Origin of the sequence: Nocardioides sp. CCNWLW216 (genome assembly GCF_037120545.1) — a bacterium.
Lineage (GTDB): Bacteria > Actinomycetota > Actinomycetes > Propionibacteriales > Nocardioidaceae > Nocardioides > Nocardioides lianchengensis.
Genome location: NZ_JBBBBJ010000001.1, coordinates 494868 through 513215 on the forward strand (window position 1 = coordinate 494868; position 18348 = coordinate 513215).

Consider the following 18348-nt stretch of genomic DNA (forward strand, 5'->3'; position numbering starts at 1 on the left):
GTCGTCCAGGCGTGAGGTCCGTCGGCCAGCCGATGAAACTCTCACCGGGCGGTCGCGGGCGGCTAGATCAGGCCGAGCTCGGTGACCGCGGCGCGCTCCTCGGCGAGCTCGTCGGTCGACGCGGCGATCCGGCCGCGGGAGAACTCGTCGATCTCGAGACCCTCGACGATCGACCAGTCGCCGCCGGAGGTGGTGACCGGGAACGAGGAGATCAGGCCCTCGGGCACGCCGTACTCGCCCTGCGAGCGGACGGCCATCGAGACCCAGTCGCCCTCGGCGGAGCCGAAGAGCCAGTCGCGCGCGGCATCGATGGTGGCGGACGCGGCGGAGGCGGCCGAGGAGGAGCCGCGGGCGTCGATGATGGCCGCGCCGCGCTTGGCGACGGTGGGGATGAAGGTGCTCTCGAGCCACTCCTGGTCGCCCACGACCTCGGCGGCGTTGCGGCCGGCGACCTCGGCGTGGAAGAGGTCGGGGTACTGGGTGGCCGAGTGGTTGCCCCAGATCGTCATCTTCGTGATGTCGGTGACGGGTGCGCCGGTCTTGGCCGCGAGCTGGGAGATCGCCCGGTTGTGGTCGAGGCGGGTGAGCGCCGAGAACCGCTCCTGCGGGATGTCGGGGGCGTTCGACATCGCGATCAGGGCGTTGGTGTTGGCGGGGTTGCCGGTGACGCCGATGCGTACGTCGGACGCCGCCACCTTGTTGAGAGCCTTGCCCTGGGCGGTGAAGATCGCGCCGTTGGCCGAGAGCAGGTCGCTGCGCTCCATGCCGGGGCCGCGGGGGCGGGCCCCGACGAGGAGGGCGAGGTTGACGCCGTCGAAGATCTTCTCGGCGTCGTCGCCGATCTCGACGCCGGCGAGGTTCGGGAACGCGCAGTCGTCGAGCTCCATCACGACCCCCTCGAGCGCCTTCAGCGCCGGCGTGATCTCCAGCAGGCGCAGCTCGATCGGCCGGTCGCCCGCCAGGGCGCCGCTCGCGAGGCGGAAGAGGAGGCTGTAGCCGATCTGGCCGGCGGCGCCGGTGACGGCGACCTTCAGGGGGGCAGTGCTCACGGGGACTCCTAGTCGGTTCTGGTCCGATGACGTATCCGTCTCGGACGCTAGCAGCGGGGGGAGGCCCGCGGCCGGGTGGCTCGGGGCGTGAGAGATGCTTCCCCCATGCAGCGACGAGTACGCCGGGCCGCGGTGACCGTGGCGGCGGCGGTCCTCCTGACCGGCTGCGCCTCCGACCCCGAGGCCAGCCCGCCGGCCGGGGTCGACGAGCTGACCATCCCCACCCCGTCGCCGGACCCCGACGACTTCGTCGACCGGATCGACAACCCGTGGCTGGCGCTCGGCCCGGGGGAGAGCACCACGCTGACCGGTCCGACCGGCGACCTGGTGCTGGCGGTCGGCGACGAGACGACCACCGTCGGGGGCGTCGCGGTCACCACGATGACGCTCGGCGACACGTCGTACCTGCTGGCGCAGGACGACGACGGCAACGTGTGGCGCTTCCTGGAGGAAGGGGAGGCCGGGCTGTTCATGGCGGCCACCCCGCGGTACGGCGACGGCTACCGCACGGCGTACGACGAGGGCGTCGTCGAGGAGCGGGCCGAGGTGACCGAGCTGGAGGGCGACACCCTCGAGATCACGACCATCGACCCGGCCCGACCCGGCGAGCACACCGTGGCGACCTACGAGAACGGCACCGGCCTCGTACGGATCGAGACCGGTGCCGGAGTCTTCGAGCGGTAGCTCAGACCTGCGGGGGGCGGATCTGGGTGTGGCCCTCGTCGGTGTCCGGCGGGGCCGGCTGACCCGGGGTCACCGGACCGGTGGGCGCAGCCGGAGCCGCGGGCGCGGCCGGGGCGGCCGGGGGCGCCGGGGGCGCGGCACCGGGCTGCGGGGCCGGGATCCACTGCTGGGCGTAGGGGTCCCACTGCCAGCCGTCCTGGATGATCGGCTCGCCGCTCCAGACCTGCTGGTTCCACTGCTGCTGGTACTGGTCCGAGGCGCCGTAACCGGGCACGGCCGCCGCGGCGGTGCGCTCGGGGAAGCGGAAGCCCGAGCCGGGGACGGGCTCACCGGCGTGGCCGAAGACGGCCGGGTAGGCCAGACCGGCGATGACCGCGCCGAGCAGCGGCGCGACGATGAAGAGCCAGACCTGCTGGATGGCGTCGGTGCCGGCGAAGAGGGCCGGGCCGATGGAGCGGGCCGGGTTGACCGAGGTGCCGGTGGCGGGGATGGCGACCAGGTGGATCGCGGTCAGCGTGAAGCCGATGACCAGCGGCGCGAGGGCGGGGTGCTCGTTGCGGGCGTCGGTGACGGCCAGGATCACGAAGACGAAGATCGCGGTCAGCAGGAGCTCCAGGATCAGCGCGGCCCACAGCGAGTAGCCGGACCCGTCGTCACCGAAGGAGTTCTGGCCGAGGCCGAAGCGGTCGACGTCGTAGACCTCGAAACCCTGGAGCAGGCCGAGCAGCGCGCCGCCGGCGGCGATCGCGCCCGCGAGCTGGGCCCCGACGTAGATCGGGACCTCCCGCCAGGCGATCCGGCCGCCGATGGCGGCGGCCACGCTGACGGCCGGGTTGAAGTGGCCACCGGAGATCCGGCCGACGGCGTAGGCCATCACCAGCACGGCCAGGCCGAAGGTCAGGGCGATGGCGAGGATGTCGAAGGTCTCGCGCATCCCGGCGTAGACCACGGAGCCGCAGCCGAAGAACACGAGCACGAACGTGCCGAGGACCTCGGCGACGATCTTCTGGAGGGTGGTGGGCGCGGGTGGCGCCTCGACGACGGCTTCAGTCATGGGGGTGGCTCCTGGAGGCGTATCCCGGCGGGTCCGGGCGTGAGAACTGTAGTCATCCCTCCCCACATTGCGGCCGGCCTACTCACGTTGCCGACGACCTCCTCGGGTGCGAGGGTGAAGGGGTCGGAGCCGTCAGGTATCTTGACGTCGAGAAACTTCCTCCACCAGCTCAGGAGTCGCTGCGCCATGGCCACGATCATCTACACCCACACCGACGAGGCGCCGCTGCTGGCGACGTACTCCTTCCTGCCGATCATCCAGGCGTACGCCGCGCAGGCCGGCGTCGAGGTGGAGACGCGCGACATCTCGGTCGCGGCGCGGATCCTGGCCCAGTTCGGGCTGGCCGACGACGCGCTGGGCGAGCTGGGCGAACTGGCCACCAAGCCCGAGGCCAACATCATCAAGCTGCCCAACGTCTCCGCCTCCGTCCCGCAGCTGAAGGCCGCGATCAAGGAGCTGCAGGAGAAGGGCTACGACCTGCCCGACTACCCCGAGAACCCGCAGAGCGACGAGGACAAGGCCACCGCGGCCAAGTACGACAAGGTCAAGGGCTCCGCGGTCAACCCCGTGCTGCGCGAGGGCAACTCCGACCGCCGCGCGCCGCTCTCGGTGAAGAACTACGCGAAGGCCCACCCGCACCGCATGGGTGCCTGGAGCGCCGACTCGAAGACCAACGTCGCCACCATGGGCGAGCACGACTTCCGGTCCAACGAGTTGTCCGTGGTCATCCCCGCCGACGACACCCTGACCATCAAGCTGGTCGCCGCCGACGGCACCGAGACCGAGCTCAAGACCGGCATCAAGGTCCTCGCGGGCGAGGTCGTCGACGGCACCTACATGGACGTCGCCGCGCTGCGCCGCTTCCTGGCCGAGCAGGTCGCGCGGGCCAAGGCCGAGGGCGTGCTGTTCTCCGCCCACCTGAAGGCGACGATGATGAAGGTCTCCGACCCGATCATCTTCGGCCACGTCGTGCAGGCGTTCTTCCCGACCCTCTTCGAGCAGTACGGCGAGCAGCTGAAGGCCGCCGGCATCTCCCCGAACGACGGCCTGGGCGGCCTGCTCAGCGCGGTCGAGGGCCTTCCCGAGGGCGAGGCCATCAAGGCGGCCGTCCAGCAGGGGCTGGCCGACGGCCCGGCGCTGGCCATGGTCGACTCCGACAAGGGCATCACCAACCTGCACGTGCCGAGCGACGTCATCATCGACGCCTCGATGCCGGCGATGATCCGCACCTCCGGCCACATGTGGGGCCCGGACGGCGAGGAGGCCGACACTCTCGCGGTGATCCCGGACTCGTCGTACGCCGGGGTCTACCAGACCGTCATCGACGACTGCCGCGCCCACGGCGCCTTCGACCCGGCCACCATGGGCTCGGTGCCCAACGTCGGCCTGATGGCCAAGGCGGCCGAGGAGTACGGCTCGCACGACAAGACCTTCGAGATCCCGGCCGCCGGCACGGTCCAGGTCGTCAACGCGGCCGGCGAGGTGCTGATCAGCCACGACGTGCAGCCGGGCGACATCTGGCGCGCCTGCCAGACCAAGGACGCCCCGATCCGCGACTGGGTCAAGCTGGCCGTCACCCGCGCCCGCGCCACCGGCTCGCCGGCCGTCTTCTGGCTCGACGAGACCCGCGCCCACGACGCCAACCTGATCGAGCTCGTGAAGAAGTACCTGCCCGAGCACGACACCGACGGCCTGACCATCGAGATCCTGGCTCCGGCCGAGGCGACGGCGTACTCGCTGGAGCGGATCCGCAAGGGCGAGGACACCATCTCGGTGACCGGCAACGTGCTGCGCGACTACAACACCGACCTGTTCCCGATCCTCGAGCTCGGCACCTCGGCGAAGATGCTCTCCGTCGTCCCGCTGATGAACGGCGGCGGCCTGTTCGAGACCGGCGCCGGAGGCTCCGCGCCCAAGCACGTGCAGCAGCTCGTCAAGGAGAACTACCTGCGCTGGGACAGCCTGGGCGAGTTCTTCGCGCTCGCGGCGTCGTTCGAGCACCTCGCGGGCTACGACAGCAACCCGCGCGCGCAGGTGCTGGCCGACACCCTCGACAAGGCCACCGGCACGTTCCTCGAGAACGACAAGTCGCCGACGCGTCGCGTGGGCGGCATCGACAACCGCGGCTCGCACTTCTACCTGGCCCTCTACTGGGCCCAGGAGCTGGCGCAGCAGACCGACGACGCCGCGCTGGCCGAGATCTTCACCCCGTTCGCGGAGGCGCTGACCTCCCAGGAGGAGAAGATCGTCGGCGAGCTCAACGGCGTGCAGGGCAGCCCGGCCGACATCGGGGGCTACTACCAGCCCGACGACGCCAAGGCGGACGCCGTGATGCGCCCGTCGGCGACGCTCAACGAGGCACTGGCGACGCTCGCCCGATGACCGACCAGCAGGCCGAGCAGCCGGGCCAGCCCGTGGGGCCGGATCCGACGTACGGACGACGGGCCCTCTCGACGAGGGGGTACGTCGCCGCCGTCGTGATCCCGGTCCTGATCGCCGCCGGGCTGTTCGGGCTGGTGGTCTGGAACTACGACGACGCCGACATCCAGGGCACCACGGCGCCGCTGCTGGCGTCGTCGTGGCAGCCGGGGCAGCCGTCCGGCACCGAGCCGGTGATCGGGGTGCTGGCGGCGGACGACGACGACTGCGCGGTGCTGGTCACCGACGACGGCGAGGTCGCCGTGGCCTGGCCCGCCGGGTTCTCCGCGCGGCTGAGTCCGGGCGGAACGCTCACGGTCTACGACCCCGACGGCAAGCCCGCCGCCCGCGCCGACCAGGAGGTCCGGGCGACCGGCAGCCTGGTCGACGTGGCGGGCTCGCCCTTCGCGGGCAAGCCGTGCGCACCGGCCGACGGCCAGGTCCTGGCCATCGAGTCCGCCGTCCAGGTGGTGGCCGGCTGACGTGCCGAGCTCCCAGGACGTCCTCCACGCCCCGCTGCGCGATCAGCTCGTGGTGTTCGTCGACGAGCACCGGGCCGGGCTGGTCGCCTGCCTCGACGGGCTGAGCGAGGAGGAGGCGCGCCGCTCGCTGGTGCCGTCGCGGACGACCCTGCTGGGGCTGGTCAAGCACGCGGTGTTCGTCGAGCGGGTCTGGTTCGAGGAGGCCTTCACCGGCCGGTCGCGGGCGGAGCTGGGGCTGCCGGAGCATCCGGACGACTCGTTCGTGCTGGCGCCCGAGGACACGATCGCGTCGGTGCGGGCGGCGTACGACGAGGCCTGTGCGGCGTCCCGGCGCGCGGCGGCGGGGCTCGGACCCGACGACGTCGTCACCGGCAACCGCCGGGGACCGCTGCCGCTGCGGTGGATCTACCTGCACCTGCTGCGCGAGCTGGCCCAGCACGGCGGGCACGCCGACATCCTGCGCGAGCAGGTGCTGGCCTCCCGGCCTTGAGACCGCCTGTCACCCTCGGTGGCGTGACCCGTCTCGCGCCGCTCGCCCTGCTCGCCGTCCTCGTGCTGTCCGCCTGCTCGGACGCGGAGGACGCCGTCCGCGACGCCGCCTCCGACGCCGCGTCGGACGCGGCCTGCGCGGTCGCCGGCGGCATCGTCGACGACGCGCGCAGCCGGGTCGACGGCATCGCCCGCGACCTGGCCTCGGGCACCGCCTCCGAGCGCGCCTCCGCCCGCCGTGAGCTGACCGCCCTCCGGGACAGCCTCGCCGCCGCCGAGCGCGGGCTCGGCGGCGAGACCCGCGAGCGGCTGGAGCAGGCGCGGAGCGCCGTCGACGACCTGCTCGACCAGGCGAGCGCCGCCGCCGACGGCACCCGGGTCGACGACGAGGCCGTCGCGTCCGCTCAGGAGGAGTACGACGAGGCCGCCCGCGGGCTGACCGACGTCTGCTGAGGCGTGCCGGCCACGACCCGCTTCTTCCGGCCCGGGCGGACCAGCGTCTCGTAGGTCAGCTCGACGGTGAAGGAGCGGACGAGGTAGCGGCTGCCGGAGGTGAGTCCCGTCGACCAGAGCACGTAGGGCTTGTCCTTCGTGCGGTCGAAGACGTAGCGCGACGGCGACGTGACCCGGGACCCGCGGTGCACCGAGCCGCCGTGGAACTCGCGCCGGTTCATGAACCGCTTGCCGCGCAGGTAGCCCATCACCAGGTAGTCGTCGCGGGCGGCGCTGGCCGCGCCTCCTCGCAGCGTGATCCGCAGCGAGCGGTAGCCGTTCGCGGTCAGGGCCCGCGGGACGTAGATGCCGTGGTTGGTCGCGACCACCGACTGCGCCTCGTCGCGGCAGCGCGCCTGCGAGGCGAAGAGGAGGGCGCCGCGCGACTTGCGGGCGAGCGTCGAGCAGCGACCCACGGACTTGTTGACCAGCGAGGCCGAGGCCGAGACGGTGCGGCGGTAGGTCACGACCTTGCGCTGCAGGTGCGAGACGCGAACGGGGCGGGTGGTCGAGGTCGTGTTGCCGGCGGGGTCGACGAGGCTGAGTCGCATCGTGTAGCTGCCCTCGGGAGCCATCCGGCCGCCGGCGACGTACCCGTTCCAGCGGACGGACTCGCGCTGACCGTCCCAGACCTCCGCGGGGCCGCTGCGGTGGATCACGCGCTTCCGGGAGTCGAGCACCTCCAGGGTGCGGGTGCCGGACTCGCTGGCCGAGAAGTCGATGACCGCCTGGTCGCCGTAGCGGTCGCGGTAGGGATAGACGACGTCGCTGCTGCTGTGGACGCGGAGGGTGGGCGCGACGGTGTCGACCAGCACGGTGAGGCCGACCACGGACGTGCCCTCCAGATGCCCGAAGGCCTCGGTGTCGGCCACGACGGTGATCAGCAGTTGGTAGCGGCCCGGCCGGACGCCGGCCGGCACCGTGAAGGAGGTTCGCAGCAACCCGGTCCCGGCCTCCGGCACCAGGGCGGTCGATCCCGAGGACAGGGTGCGGGCAGGGGTCACGGCGTCGTCGACGAGGCTCCAGGTCGCGGTCGTGCCAGCCGGGGGCGCGGGGTTGACCGCGATCCGGGCCTTCGCGGGACCGGCCGCGACGGGACCGTTGTCGGGTAGTACGTCGAACCCGTCGACGAGGAAGCGGTCGTAGACCTGCAGGACCGGGGACTCCGAGACGGGGGTGCAGTAGCCCTCCCAGGTCGTCTCGGCGCTCGGGCACCGGGTCAGCAGGACGGGTCCGGTGCCGGGGGTCGAGAACTCGATCTCGGTCGTCCCGGACGTGGCGACGGGGGTCGGCGTGCCGGCCCACCAGGCGAGGAGCACGCCCTCGCCCTCGCCGTCGGTCACCGTGACGTCGTACGACGTCTGCGCGGGGTTGAAGGCCGTGATGGCCGGCCAGCTGACGACGGGCCCGGCCGCGGACGCGGGACCGGGGGCGGCGAGGACGCCGAGCAGCGTGGACAGGCCGGTGAGGAGCAGGAGGGCGCGACGCACAGGGGATCTCCGGGAGGGTGGGACGGGGGAGCGGGAACGCTAACCCGGCCCGCGCACCGTCGTCCGGGGAATCGGGGACGCGGGTGGAAGGAAAACCCGTCGAGGATGGTCGGTTGATCGACGTACCGTCCTCCCTTGATGAGCAGCGCCACCCTCGGGGACACCACCACCGCCACGACCACCCTCCTCCCGACGACGGAGGACCCGCGCCGCCGCGTCGACTGGCGCCGGCTCCGCAACGGCGTGGCGATCGCGGCACTGGTCGCCTCGATGATCTCCGCGATCGGCCAGGCCCTCGGCACCGTGGTGGCCGGCCGGCTGGCCGACGACCCGACCGGGCGGCTGGTCGGGCTGCTCGCGATCTGCGTGGTCGGCTCCGCCGTGCTCGACACGATCGGCCGCACCGCCTGGGCGGGGGTGTCGGACCGGGCCGAGGGCCAGCTCCGCGCCGACCTGCTCGAGGCCGCGCTGCACCAACCCCTGGCGCTGCTGTCCGAGCAGGCCGTCGGCGAGGTGCTCGACCGCGTCGACGACGACACCCACGAGGTCGGCGCGCTCGTGCGCCGGCAGGTCTGGGACGCGCTGCGCACCGTCTTCACCACGGTGCCGATGTGGATCGTCGCCGGGGTGACCTGGTGGCCGGCCTGGTTCCTCTTCCCGGTGGTCGGGGTGGTCACCTTCGTGATCGTCCGGCCGCTGCTCGGCGAGATCGCGCGCCGCAAGGTCGTCGAGGAGATGGCCTGGACCGATCACGCGGCCGCGATGGAGGAGGGCGTCACCGGCCGCGACGACCTGCGCACCAGCCTCGGCCAGGCCCACGTCGTACGACGGCTCGCGGGGCTGTCGGCCCGCGTGCACGAGCTGTTCGGCCAGGTGCTGGCCGTCGAGACCCGGCTCGCGCGGCGCGCCGGCCTGCTGCTGCACGGCCTGCTCGCGGGGGTGGGCGTGGTCGGGGTCGCGCTGGCCGCGGGCGGCGACCTGTCCGTGCCGCGCCTGGTGACGCTGTTCCTGGTCACGACGATGTTCGTCGGCCAGATCGACCAGGTCGCCCGCCACCTGCCCGACCTCCAGGCGGGGGTCGGGGCGCTGATCCGGCTGCGCCAGATGCTGGGCGCGGAGCCGGAGCCGATCGGCGGCCGGCCGCTGCCCGACGGCAGCCTCGAGGTGGAGCTGCGCGGGCTGCACTTCTCCTACGCCGAGGGCACCTTCGCGCTGCGCGACGTCGACCTGCGGGTCCCGGCGGGTCAGACGATCGCCCTCGTCGGCCGCACCGGGTCCGGCAAGTCCACCCTCGCCTCGCTGCTGTCGCGCGCGGTCGACCCGGAGCCGGGCAGCGTCCTGCTGGGCGGGGTCGACGTCCTCGAGCTCGACCTGCAGCGGCTGCGCGCCTCGGTCGGCGTGGTCACCCAGCGCACCGAGATCCTCGCCGGCACGCTCGCCGAGAACGTCGCCCTCTTCGCCGACCTGCCCCGGCCGCGGATCGAGGCGGCGGTCGCCGAGCTGGGCCTCGCCGACTGGGTCGCGGGCCTGCCCGACGGCCTGGACACCCGGCTCGGTCCCGGCGGCACCACCCTCTCGGCGGGAGAGGAGCAGCTGGTCGCCTTCGCCCGGCTGCTCGTCCGCGACGTCCGGGTCGTGGTCCTCGACGAGGCGACCGCGCGGATGGACCCGCTCACCGAGGCGCGCGTCGTACGAGCCTCCGAGCGGCTGCTCGCGGGCCGCACCGGCGTCCTGGTGGCCCACCGGCTCTCGACGGTGGCTCGGGCCGACCTGGTCGCCGTGCTGGAGCTCGGCCGGGTCGTCCAGCAGGGTCCGCGCGCGCTGCTCGCCACCCGCCCCGGCCACTTCCGCGACCTGCTCGACGCAGGCGGCTCCGAGCAGGCCGAGGAGCCGGAGGACGAGCCCGTCACCGCCGTCGGCGGCGTACGACGCTCCGGCGCGCCGCCGGATCTCCCGGTGGTGCCCGACGGGCCGAGCCTGACCCGCGGCATCACCCACGCCCTGCTGGTCGAGCCGCGGTGGGGCGTCGCCGGTGCCGTGCTGTTCCTGCTGGCGGCCGTCGTCGGCGCCTACGGCGCGGTCACCGGCCTGGTCTGGGGCCACATCGTCGAGGACCTGCAGGCGGGCGGCCAGCCGGTGCTGCTGACCTTCGGGCTGGTCGTGTCGCTGCTCGCGGCGCCGCTGCTGCTGGCGAGCGCGTTCGTCCGCTACCCGCGCTGGTGGATCGAGGTGATGCTGCGCGTGCGGATGGGCGTCCTCGCCGGCCAGACCGAGCAGCACCGGCTGACCCGCACCCCGCCCGGCGAGGTGGTCGCCCGCGCGATGGACGCCGACCGGTTCGCCCGCTACGCCGACCGCTGGGTCGACTTCGTCAACGGCCTGGCCATCGTGGTCGTGACCGCGATCCTGGGCGGCAGCCTGCTGGCCGGTGGCGTGCTGCTGGCCGTGATGGTGGCCTCGGCCCTGGCCTCCTCGGTCGGCCGGCCGATCGCGGGCCGCTCGGCGACCGCCTCCTCCGCGGCCCGGGCCCGGTTCGGTCGCTCGCTGGTCTCCGCGCTGGAGTCCGCGCGCACGGTCAAGCTGGCTGCTGCCACCCCCGACGTCCACGCCCACCTGCGCCGGGTCGACGGAGGCCGGGTGGACGCCGCCGTCCGCGAGCACCGCGTCCAGGCGGTCCTCGACGGCGTCCCGGTCGTCATGGTCCAGGCCGGCGTGGTCGCGGCCTGGGCGGTCTTCTTCTCGGGCGGCTGGGGGTTGGCGACCGCGCTGCTGGTCGCCAACGCCGTCAACGGCTTCGACTGGTTCGGCCGGGTCGCGGGCGCGGTCATCACCGAGGCGCCCGGCACCCGCTCCTGGCAGCAGGCGACCAGCCGGCTCGCCGGCGGGGTCGATCTGATGGACCTCCCGCCCGGGGTCGACCTCGTGACCGGCGCCGCCCCGGCTCCTGCCACCGCTGAGCGGGTGCCCCTGCGCGAGCTGGAGCTGCGGGGAGTCGAGGCGGTCCACGACGACGGGGTCCGCGGCGTGGTCGGGGTCGACCTGACCCTGCAGGCCGGCGAGCTGGTGCTGCTGCTGGGCCAGGTCGGTTCCGGCAAGTCCAGCCTGCTGGCCGCCCTGGCCGGCCTGGTCGAGCACACCGGGTCGATCCGCTGGAACGGCACTGAGGTGGCCGACGCCCAGACCTTCCTGCGGCCGGGGCAGGTCGCCCACATCGCCCAGGTGCCGCGGGTGCTCTCCGGCACCTTCGCCGACAACGTCCGACTCGGCCACGAGCGGCCGTTCGACGGCGCGGTCGCCGACGCCCGGCTCACCGCCGACGTCGCCGACGCCGGCGGCCCCGACGCCCTGGTCGGCCACCGCGGGGTCCGGCTCTCCGGCGGTCAGGTCCAGCGGCTCGCGCTGGCCCGCGCCCTGGCCGCCGAGACCGAGCTGCTGCTCGCCGACGACGTCTCGAGCGCCCTCGACGCCGCCACCGAGATCGAGCTGTGGCGGGCCCTGCGCGAGCGCGGCACGACCGTCCTCGGCGCGACGTCGAAGCAGGCGGCCCTGGCCCAGGCCGACCGCGTCGTGGTCCTGGTCGACGGCACCGTCGCCGGCGTCGGGCCGTGGGCCGAGCTGGCGCCGACCTGGGGGCACCTGGCGGGGTAGCCCGGCACCTCGGGCCACGGGGCCGGTACCTCCGGCCGAGGTGAGCGACCCGGCCGGTGACCTAGCGTCGTGGTGTGCCGTTCACGCTCGTCCACCCCGCCGCCGTCCTCCCGCTCGTGCGCACCCCGCTGGTGCCGTCCGCGCTCGTCCTCGGCTCGGTGGCTCCGGACCTGCCCTACTTCGTCTCGTCTCGTTGCGGTGGATCGGCGGCGACTACAACCTGACGCTGACCCACTCGGCGTCCTCGCTGCTGTGGCTGAACCCGGCGATCGCGCTGGTGCTCCTGGCCGTGTTCCACGGCGTGCTCCGCCGGCCGCTCGTCGCGCTGCTGCCACCTGCCGTGGCGGGTCGACTGTCGCCGGACGGACTCGTCTGGCGCAGCCCGCGGGCCGCCGCCCTCATCGTGGTGTCGCTGGCGGTCGGGGCGGCGACCCACCTGCTGTGGGACGCGGCGGCCGATGCGGCCGGCTACGGCTGGTCGACCCGCCTCAACCTGATCAGCGACGTCCTGGGCGCGCTCGTCCTGCTGGGCTGGGCCGTGCACTGGTGGCGCACCACCGCCCCGCGCCCGCTGCCCGACGGGCGCCTCCTCGCGCCCGGCACCCGCACGGCGGCCCTGGGCGCACTGCTCGCGCTGCCGCTCGCCTGGGGCGTCGTCCGGGTGGCCCAGGTCGCCGGGCAGGTCTCCGACGACCTGCACGAGTACGGCGGCTTCAGTCGCTCCGCCCTCGCCGACCACCTGGCCCGCGAGTTGGTGGTCCAGGCCGGAGCCGCCCTCGTCGTGGTCGTCGTCTGGTACGCCGCGGTCTGGCACCTGACCCGGCTGGCCCGGGCGGCCTCCGCCCGCCCGGTCCGCGAGGGCTAGCCTCGACGACCGTGGAGACCCTGACCGTCCCGACGCCCGACGGCTTCGGGATCGCCGTCCAGCTCGCCGGTCCCGCCGAGGGACCACCGCTGCTCCTGCTGGCCGGCCAGGCCAACAACCACCACTGGTGGGACCACGTGCGCGGTGGCTTCGAGGACCGCTGGCGCACGATCAGCCTCGACCAGCGCGGCACCGGCGACAGCCGCGGTCCCGTGACGGAGTGGTCGACGCGGCTCTTCGCCGCGGACGCCGCCGCGGTCGTCGAGCATCTGGTGGGCGGGCCGGTCCCGGTCTACGGCACGTCGATGGGCGGTCGGGTCGCCCAGGTGCTGGCGGGGGAGCACCCGGAGCTGGTCGACCGGCTGGTCCTCGCTTGCACCTCGCCCGGCGGCGCACACGCCCACGAGCGCGACGCCGCCGTACGACGGGAGCTGGCCCACCCCGACGCGGCCCACCGCCGGGCGGTGCTGCGCGACCTCTTCTACACCGACGCGTGGCCGCACCGGCCCGAGGACAGCGTGCTGTTCGGCGACCGGGCGATGAGCGCCGACGAGACCCGGGCCCACCTGCGGGCCAGCGCCCGGCACGACGCCTGGGACCTGCTGCCGCGGATCACCGCGCCGACCCTGGTGCTGCACGGCACCGACGACCGGATGGTGCCGACCGCCAACGCGCCGCTGCTCGCCGAGCGGATCCCGGGGGCGCTGCTGCACCTGCACGAGGGTGGCCGGCACGGGTTCTTCGAGGAGTCCGCGACCGACATCACGCCGCTGGTCCGGGAGTTCCTGGAATAGGTGCCCGCGGGGGCCAGGTTGGAGGATGAGTCCGCCCGACTCCGAGCCGAAAGCGATCATGACGACGACCGCGCCCGCCACCAGCACCGACTCGACCCCGGAGCTCGGTGGCCGAAGGTTCGTGCTCGCCGTGCTCGCGCTCGCCGTCGGCGGCTTCGCGATCGGCACCACCGAGTTCGTGACCATGGGGCTGCTCCCGCAGATCGCCGAGGGCATCGGGGTCTCGGAGCCGAAGGCCGGCCACGTGATCTCGGCGTACGCGCTCGGGGTCGTCGTCGGCGTGCCGATCCTGTCGTTCTTCGCCGCGCGACTGCCGCGACGCGGCCTGCTGGTCGGCCTGATGGGCGCGTACGGCGCGTTCAACCTGCTCAGCGCGGCCGCCAGCGGGTACGGCCTGCTCACCCTGGCCCGGTTCCTCGACGGGCTGCCGCACGGCGCCTACTTCGGCGTCGCCAGCCTGGTCGCCGCCAGCCTGGCCGAGCCGCGGCACCGCGGCCGTGCGGTGGCCAGCGTGATGCTCGGTCTCTCCTTCGCCAACGTGGTCGGCGTCCCGGCCGCGACCTGGGTCGGCCAGGCCATGGGCTGGCGCGCGGCGTACGTGATGACCTCGGTCATCGCGCTGCTGACGATGGTCCTGGTGCTGCTGTTCGTGCCGTCGGTGCCGGGCGACAAGGAGGCCACCGGTCGCCAGGAGGCGCGTGACTTCTTCAGCCGCAAGCAGGTCTGGCTGACCATGGCCGCCGGCGCGATCGGATTCGGCGGGCTGTTCGCCGTCTACTCCTACATCGCCACCACGGTCACCGACGTCGCCGGCCTCAGCGAGGGCGCGGTCCCGTTCTTCCTGCTGGCCTTCGGTCTCGGCATGGTCGGCGGCACCTGGCTCGCGGGCGAGCTCGCGGCCTGGTCGGTCTTCCGGTCGCTGCTGTGGTCGGGCGTCGGCTCGGCCGTGATCATGCTGGTCTTCTGGGCGGTCGCGCCGTACGGCTGGTGGCTGCTGCCGGTGGTCTTCTCGATCACCGCCATCGGCTCGATCCTGGTCACCAACCTGCAGCTGCGGCTGATGGACGTCGCCGGCGACGCGGTCACCCTCGGCGCGGCGATGAACCACGCGGCGCTGAACACCGCCAACGCGCTCGGCGCCTGGCTGGGCGGCCTGGTGATCGCGGCCGGCTACGGCTACCGCTCGCCCGCCCTCGTCGGCGCGGCCCTGTCGGTCCTCGGCATCGGCATCCTCCTCTGGTCGGCGGCCAGCCACCGCCGCGACCACGCCTGACCGCGACCCGTCACTCGATGTCGCCTTTTCGCGGCGTGTCGATCCGTGATCGACGGGTCGCTGAGCGGCGTACGGCGTCCGCTGGTCGAACCGTCACCGGCTGACCGACACGCCGCAGAAACAGGTCATCCAGTGACGGGTCGGCGGGAGGGCCAGTCGGCGGCGAGGACGTCGTAGAGCGCCAGGTCGGCGCGACCCTCGCGGACCAGGGCACCGAGCCGCTCGACGCCGTACTGCTGGAAGCCGTTGGCCTCGATGACGTGGCGCGACGCGGTGTTGCCGACGGCGGCGAAGCAGGTGACGCGGGGGACGCCGAGGGTGGCGATGACGTGGTCGGTCACGGCAGCCAGCGCCCGCGTGGTGACGCCGCGGCCGCGGGCGTCGGGGTGGGCCCAGTAGCCGATCTCGCACCCCACGCCCGGCCGGTGGTCGAACCAGCCGACGCTGCCGAGGATCCGGTCGTCGCCCGGCTCGGTGACCGCCCAGGTCTCGCCCCGGGCGTCGGCCAGCATCGCCGTGCGCGACTCGACGTACGCCTCGGCGTCCGCCCGCGTGTACGGCGACGCCAGCTGGCCGAGCCAGCGCTGGGTGCGCTCGTCGCTGCACGCCTCCTGGATCCGCGGGGCGTCGGCGGCGACGATCGGCCGCAGGCGTACGCCGTACGCCTCGACCACCGGGCAGGCCAGCCAGGTCGTCCGCGGCTCGCGCGGCTCCCCGCGGTGCAGGGTGCCGATCCAGACGTCGCGCAGCTCACCACGCTGCGGCGCCCACTGCCGCAGGGTCCCGTCGCAGGAGAAGCCGAGCCGCCACGCGACTCGACGAGAGGCCCAGTTGCCGGTGTGCGCCATCCACAGCACCGTCTCGAGCCGCTGCTCGGCGAAGCCCCACTCGAGCAGCAGCCGGAGCGCCCGCTCGACCACGCCGGTCCCGCGGACGGCGGGGTGCGAGCCGTAGGCGATCTCCGCCCGGGCGCTGCCCTGGTCGCGCAGCGAGACGGTGCCGGCGTATCGGCCGTCGTACTCGATCGCGAAGCCCCACTCCGAGCCGTCGGCCCAGCCCCGTGGCATGACCTCGCCGACGAACGTCGTGGCGTCGGTCATGTCGTAGGGCACCGGCACCGTCGTCCAGCGCTGCGAGAGTGGGTCCTGGGACTGCTCCCATGAGCCCTCGGCGTCCGCGGGGCGGTGCGCGCGGAGCGTGACGGCGCCGTCGGTGAGCGTCGGGGCGGTGCGCATGACCGCACCATCTCCCGGCCGGCTCGGACCGGGCAACTGCGTTAACGCAGCTGCACGAGGCGGCGTTGGTCCTCGGTCAGGCGACGCACGAGCAGGATCCAGGGCACCAGCGCCGTCAGCAGGCCGGCGGAGGCGATGACCGCCGCGACCGCCGAGCTGTCCGGCTGCGAGAACACCAGGTAGACGATCCAACCGGTCCACCACAGGCCCAGCGGGGTCGCCCGCCGCTCCCGGCGTCCGGCGTCCTGCACGTCGCGCACGAGCTGGTAGGGGAACCAGAAGCTCACCACGGGCACGACCCAGCCGAGCCACACCCACACCGGGCTCCGCGCGTGCGTCATCGGTGGCCCGATCTGGTCGACGTTCGAGCGGCAGACGTGCAGCCACCACGCGGTCACGACCCAGGCGGCGACCAGCGCCGGCGAGGTGAGCACGGCGGTCAGCCCCAGGGCCAGCAGCACCGGGATCCGGTCGTCCTCGACGTCGTTCGTCGTGAGCTGCAGCGCCGTCGTCGCCAGCTGCAGCAGGGTCAGGACGACGGCCAGCGTGATCGTCGCCGCGGCGAGCCCGGTCGGGGCACTCAGCCGCCCGGCGTACAGGGCGGGCAGCGGCTCGGCGTACGGCTGCGCCGGGTACGGCTCGCCGTACGGCGTCGGCGGCTGGTAAGGGTTGCTCACGGGGGGCTCCGGCGGTCGTGCTGGGACGGGGGAGGCGTCAGCGTAGGGGCCGTTCGCGACCCGGGGGGCGGGATCGGGGAGAATGCCTGCCATGTCCACCACCACCCAGCCGGACGTCGCCGTGCCCACGCAGGCGTCGGGCGGTGCCCGGCCGCGCGTGCTCTCCGGCATCCAGCCCACGGCCGACTCGTTCCACTTCGGCAACTACCTCGGCGCGCTGCGTCAGTGGGTGGACCTGCAGCGCGACCACGAGCCGTTCTTCTTCATCGCCGACCTGCACGCGATCACCGTCGAGCAGGACCCGAAGGTGCTCCGCGAGCGGACCCTGCGCGCGGCCGCCCAGCTGCTGGCGATGGGCATCGACCCCGCCCGCTCGTCGATCTTCATCCAGTCGCAGGTGCCGGCCCACCCGCAGCTGTCCTGGGTGCTGCAGTGCCTCACCGGCTTCGGCGAGGCCCGCCGGATGACCCAGTTCAAGGACAAGTCGGCCAAGGGCGGGGAGGGGGCCGCGAGCGTCGGCCTGTTCACCTACCCGATCCTGCAGGCGGCCGACATCCTGCTCTACCGGCCGCACTACGTCCCGGTCGGCGAGGACCAGCGCCAGCACCTCGAGCTCACCCGCGACGTCGCGCAGCGGTTCAACCACCGCTACAAGAAGACCTTCCGGCTGCCCGAGCCGTACATCCTCAAGGCCACGGCCAAGATCGCCGACCTGCAGGAGCCCACGGCCAAGATGTCGAAGTCGGCGTCCTCGCCGGCCGGCATCATCGAGATGCTCGACGACCCCAAGGTCAGCGCCAAGAAGATCCGCTCCGCGGTGACCGACTCCGAGGCCGAGGTCCGCTTCGACCCCGAGGCCAAGCCGGGCGTCTCCAACCTGCTGACGATCTTCTCCGCGCTCACCGGCACCGGCGTCCACGACCTCGCCGAGGAGTACGCCGGGAAGGGGTACGGCGACCTGAAGAAGGACCTCGCCGACGCGGTCGTGACCTTCGTGACGCCGTTCCGCGAGAAGACCCTGGAGCTGCTCGACGACCAGGCCCACCTGACCGCCGTGCTGAAGCAGGGTGCCGAGCGTGCGGGCGAGGTCGCCGAGGCGACGCTGCGCGACGTCTACCAGCGGGTCGGGTTCGTCGCCCCGGCTCAGTAGGGTCGGGGCATGCCGACCATCGGTGTGGCCGTGGCGATCCCCGAGCCCTGGGCCACCGAGCTCCAGGACTACCGCACGGCCGTGGGCGACCTCACGGCCACGATGATCCCCACCCACATCACCCTGGTGCCGCCGACCGAGCTCAGCGACGACGAGCTGCGCGCCGTCGAGGGACACCTGCAGGAGGTCGCGGACGACTTCGCCGGCTTCGCCGTGCACCTGCGCGGCACCGGCACCTTCCGGCCGGTCTCGCCGGTGGTCTTCGTGACCCTGGTGGAGGGGATCTCGCAGTGCGAGCAGCTGGCCTCCGCCGTACGACGGGGACCGCTCGACGTACCCCTGGACTTCCCGTACCACCCGCACGTCACCATCGCCCACCACCTCGACGACGACCGCCTCGACCGGGCCTTCCGCGAGCTCGCGGACTTCGAGTGCGAGTTCGCGGTGGGTGACTTCCACCTCTACGTGCATGACGAGGCGCTCGGCTGGCAACCCACCAGTGAGTTCACCCTGACCGAGCCCGACCCCCCTGCCACGAGGCGGTAGCC

Annotated in this window: 17 protein-coding genes; 12 read left to right on the forward strand and 5 right to left on the reverse strand. The window is 73.5% G+C overall.

Annotated elements, in window-relative coordinates; all coding sequences use genetic code 11:
• Positions 1 to 62: 62 nt before the first annotated feature.
• Positions 63 to 1049: a malate dehydrogenase gene (locus V7S47_RS02335; RefSeq protein ID WP_090850020.1), complete on the reverse strand. Its 987-nt coding sequence runs from the start codon at positions 1047 to 1049 to the stop codon at positions 63 to 65.
• A 105-nt stretch (positions 1050 to 1154) separates the two neighbouring features.
• Here V7S47_RS02335 and V7S47_RS02340 point away from each other — a divergent pair, with 105 nt between their 5' ends.
• Positions 1155 to 1733 (forward strand): hypothetical protein, encoded by a 579-nt coding sequence (locus V7S47_RS02340; protein WP_336560071.1) that lies wholly within the window; start codon positions 1155 to 1157, stop codon positions 1731 to 1733.
• 1 nt (position 1734) lies between these two features.
• On the opposite strand, the gene V7S47_RS02345 is transcribed toward V7S47_RS02340, so the two are convergent.
• Complete coding sequence (locus V7S47_RS02345) at positions 1735 to 2787, reverse strand: MIP family channel protein (RefSeq protein WP_336560072.1); 1053 nt, start codon at positions 2785 to 2787, stop codon at positions 1735 to 1737.
• A 186-nt stretch (positions 2788 to 2973) separates the two neighbouring features.
• Between V7S47_RS02345 and V7S47_RS02350 the strand changes: the two genes are divergently transcribed.
• Genes V7S47_RS02350 through V7S47_RS02365 form a run of 4 tightly spaced genes read left to right on the forward strand, consistent with a single transcriptional unit; the run spans position 2974 to position 6629 of the window.
• A complete protein-coding gene (locus V7S47_RS02350) occupies positions 2974 to 5169 on the forward strand; it encodes an NADP-dependent isocitrate dehydrogenase (RefSeq protein WP_336560073.1) in 2196 nt (731 codons plus the stop codon).
• Entirely contained in the window at positions 5166 to 5687 is a 522-nt protein-coding gene (locus V7S47_RS02355) for a hypothetical protein (protein ID WP_336560074.1), read from the forward strand. Before V7S47_RS02350 ends, V7S47_RS02355 begins: the two co-directional genes overlap by 4 nt.
• Position 5688: 1 nt before the next feature.
• Entirely contained in the window at positions 5689 to 6177 is a 489-nt protein-coding gene (locus V7S47_RS02360) for a DinB family protein (RefSeq protein ID WP_336560075.1), read from the forward strand.
• A 23-nt stretch (positions 6178 to 6200) separates the two neighbouring features.
• Complete coding sequence (locus tag V7S47_RS02365) at positions 6201 to 6629, forward strand: hypothetical protein (RefSeq protein WP_336560076.1); 429 nt, start codon at positions 6201 to 6203, stop codon at positions 6627 to 6629.
• Here the strand turns inward: V7S47_RS02365 and V7S47_RS02370 are convergent.
• Positions 6581 to 8158: a hypothetical protein gene (locus tag V7S47_RS02370; protein ID WP_336560077.1), complete on the reverse strand. Its 1578-nt coding sequence runs from the start codon at positions 8156 to 8158 to the stop codon at positions 6581 to 6583. The two genes, V7S47_RS02365 and V7S47_RS02370, sit on opposite strands and share 49 nt — an antisense overlap.
• 138 nt (positions 8159 to 8296) lie before the next feature.
• Between V7S47_RS02370 and V7S47_RS02375 the strand changes: the two genes are divergently transcribed.
• The 5 genes from V7S47_RS02375 to V7S47_RS02395 all read left to right on the forward strand — a co-directional run bounded on the left by V7S47_RS02375 (position 8297) and on the right by V7S47_RS02395 (position 14738).
• Complete coding sequence (locus V7S47_RS02375; RefSeq protein ID WP_336560078.1) at positions 8297 to 11806, forward strand: ABC transporter ATP-binding protein; 3510 nt, start codon at positions 8297 to 8299, stop codon at positions 11804 to 11806.
• 74 nt (positions 11807 to 11880) lie between these two features.
• Positions 11881 to 12030: a DUF4184 family protein gene (locus V7S47_RS02380; protein WP_336560079.1), complete on the forward strand. Its 150-nt coding sequence runs from the start codon at positions 11881 to 11883 to the stop codon at positions 12028 to 12030.
• Positions 12000 to 12671: a DUF4184 family protein gene (locus V7S47_RS02385; protein ID WP_336560080.1), complete on the forward strand. Its 672-nt coding sequence runs from the start codon at positions 12000 to 12002 to the stop codon at positions 12669 to 12671. The genes V7S47_RS02380 and V7S47_RS02385 overlap by 31 nt, the downstream gene beginning before the upstream one ends.
• An 11-nt stretch (positions 12672 to 12682) precedes the next feature.
• Positions 12683 to 13465: an alpha/beta fold hydrolase gene (locus V7S47_RS02390; RefSeq protein ID WP_336560081.1), complete on the forward strand. Its 783-nt coding sequence runs from the start codon at positions 12683 to 12685 to the stop codon at positions 13463 to 13465.
• Positions 13466 to 13490: 25 nt separating this feature from the next.
• Complete coding sequence (locus V7S47_RS02395; RefSeq protein ID WP_336560082.1) at positions 13491 to 14738, forward strand: MFS transporter; 1248 nt, start codon at positions 13491 to 13493, stop codon at positions 14736 to 14738.
• 125 nt (positions 14739 to 14863) lie between these two features.
• On the opposite strand, the gene V7S47_RS02400 is transcribed toward V7S47_RS02395, so the two are convergent.
• Together V7S47_RS02400 and V7S47_RS02405 are read right to left on the reverse strand one after the other, a co-directional pair.
• Positions 14864 to 15973, reverse strand: coding sequence for a GNAT family N-acetyltransferase (locus V7S47_RS02400; protein ID WP_336560083.1), 1110 nt, complete (start codon positions 15971 to 15973; stop codon positions 14864 to 14866).
• Positions 15974 to 16014: 41 nt separating this feature from the next.
• Positions 16015 to 16650, reverse strand: coding sequence for a DUF4328 domain-containing protein (locus tag V7S47_RS02405; protein ID WP_336560084.1), 636 nt, complete (start codon positions 16648 to 16650; stop codon positions 16015 to 16017).
• A 91-nt stretch (positions 16651 to 16741) separates the two neighbouring features.
• On the opposite strand from V7S47_RS02405, the gene trpS reads away from it, so the two are divergent.
• Together trpS and V7S47_RS02415 are read left to right on the forward strand one after the other, a co-directional pair.
• Positions 16742 to 17800, forward strand: coding sequence for a tryptophan--tRNA ligase (trpS, locus tag V7S47_RS02410; protein WP_090850047.1), 1059 nt, complete (start codon positions 16742 to 16744; stop codon positions 17798 to 17800).
• Between the two features lie 9 nt (positions 17801 to 17809).
• A complete protein-coding gene (locus V7S47_RS02415) occupies positions 17810 to 18346 on the forward strand; it encodes a 2'-5' RNA ligase family protein (RefSeq protein ID WP_336560085.1) in 537 nt (178 codons plus the stop codon).
• The last annotated feature ends 2 nt before the right edge of the window (positions 18347 to 18348 follow it).

Coding starts and splice junctions, on each gene's coding strand:
- V7S47_RS02340 (WP_336560071.1), top strand. CDS start 1,155: ATGCAGCGACGAGTACGCCGGGCCGCGGTGACCGTGGCGGCGGCGGTC.
- V7S47_RS02345 (WP_336560072.1), bottom strand. CDS start 2,787: ATGACTGAAGCCGTCGTCGAGGCGCCACCCGCGCCCACCACCCTCCAG.
- V7S47_RS02350 (WP_336560073.1), top strand. CDS start 2,974: ATGGCCACGATCATCTACACCCACACCGACGAGGCGCCGCTGCTGGCG.
- V7S47_RS02355 (WP_336560074.1), top strand. CDS start 5,166: ATGACCGACCAGCAGGCCGAGCAGCCGGGCCAGCCCGTGGGGCCGGAT.
- V7S47_RS02375 (WP_336560078.1), top strand. CDS start 8,297: ATGAGCAGCGCCACCCTCGGGGACACCACCACCGCCACGACCACCCTC.
- V7S47_RS02395 (WP_336560082.1), top strand. CDS start 13,491: ATGAGTCCGCCCGACTCCGAGCCGAAAGCGATCATGACGACGACCGCG.
- V7S47_RS02400 (WP_336560083.1), bottom strand. CDS start 15,973: ATGCGCACCGCCCCGACGCTCACCGACGGCGCCGTCACGCTCCGCGCG.
- trpS (WP_090850047.1), top strand. CDS start 16,742: ATGTCCACCACCACCCAGCCGGACGTCGCCGTGCCCACGCAGGCGTCG.
- V7S47_RS02415 (WP_336560085.1), top strand. CDS start 17,810: ATGCCGACCATCGGTGTGGCCGTGGCGATCCCCGAGCCCTGGGCCACC.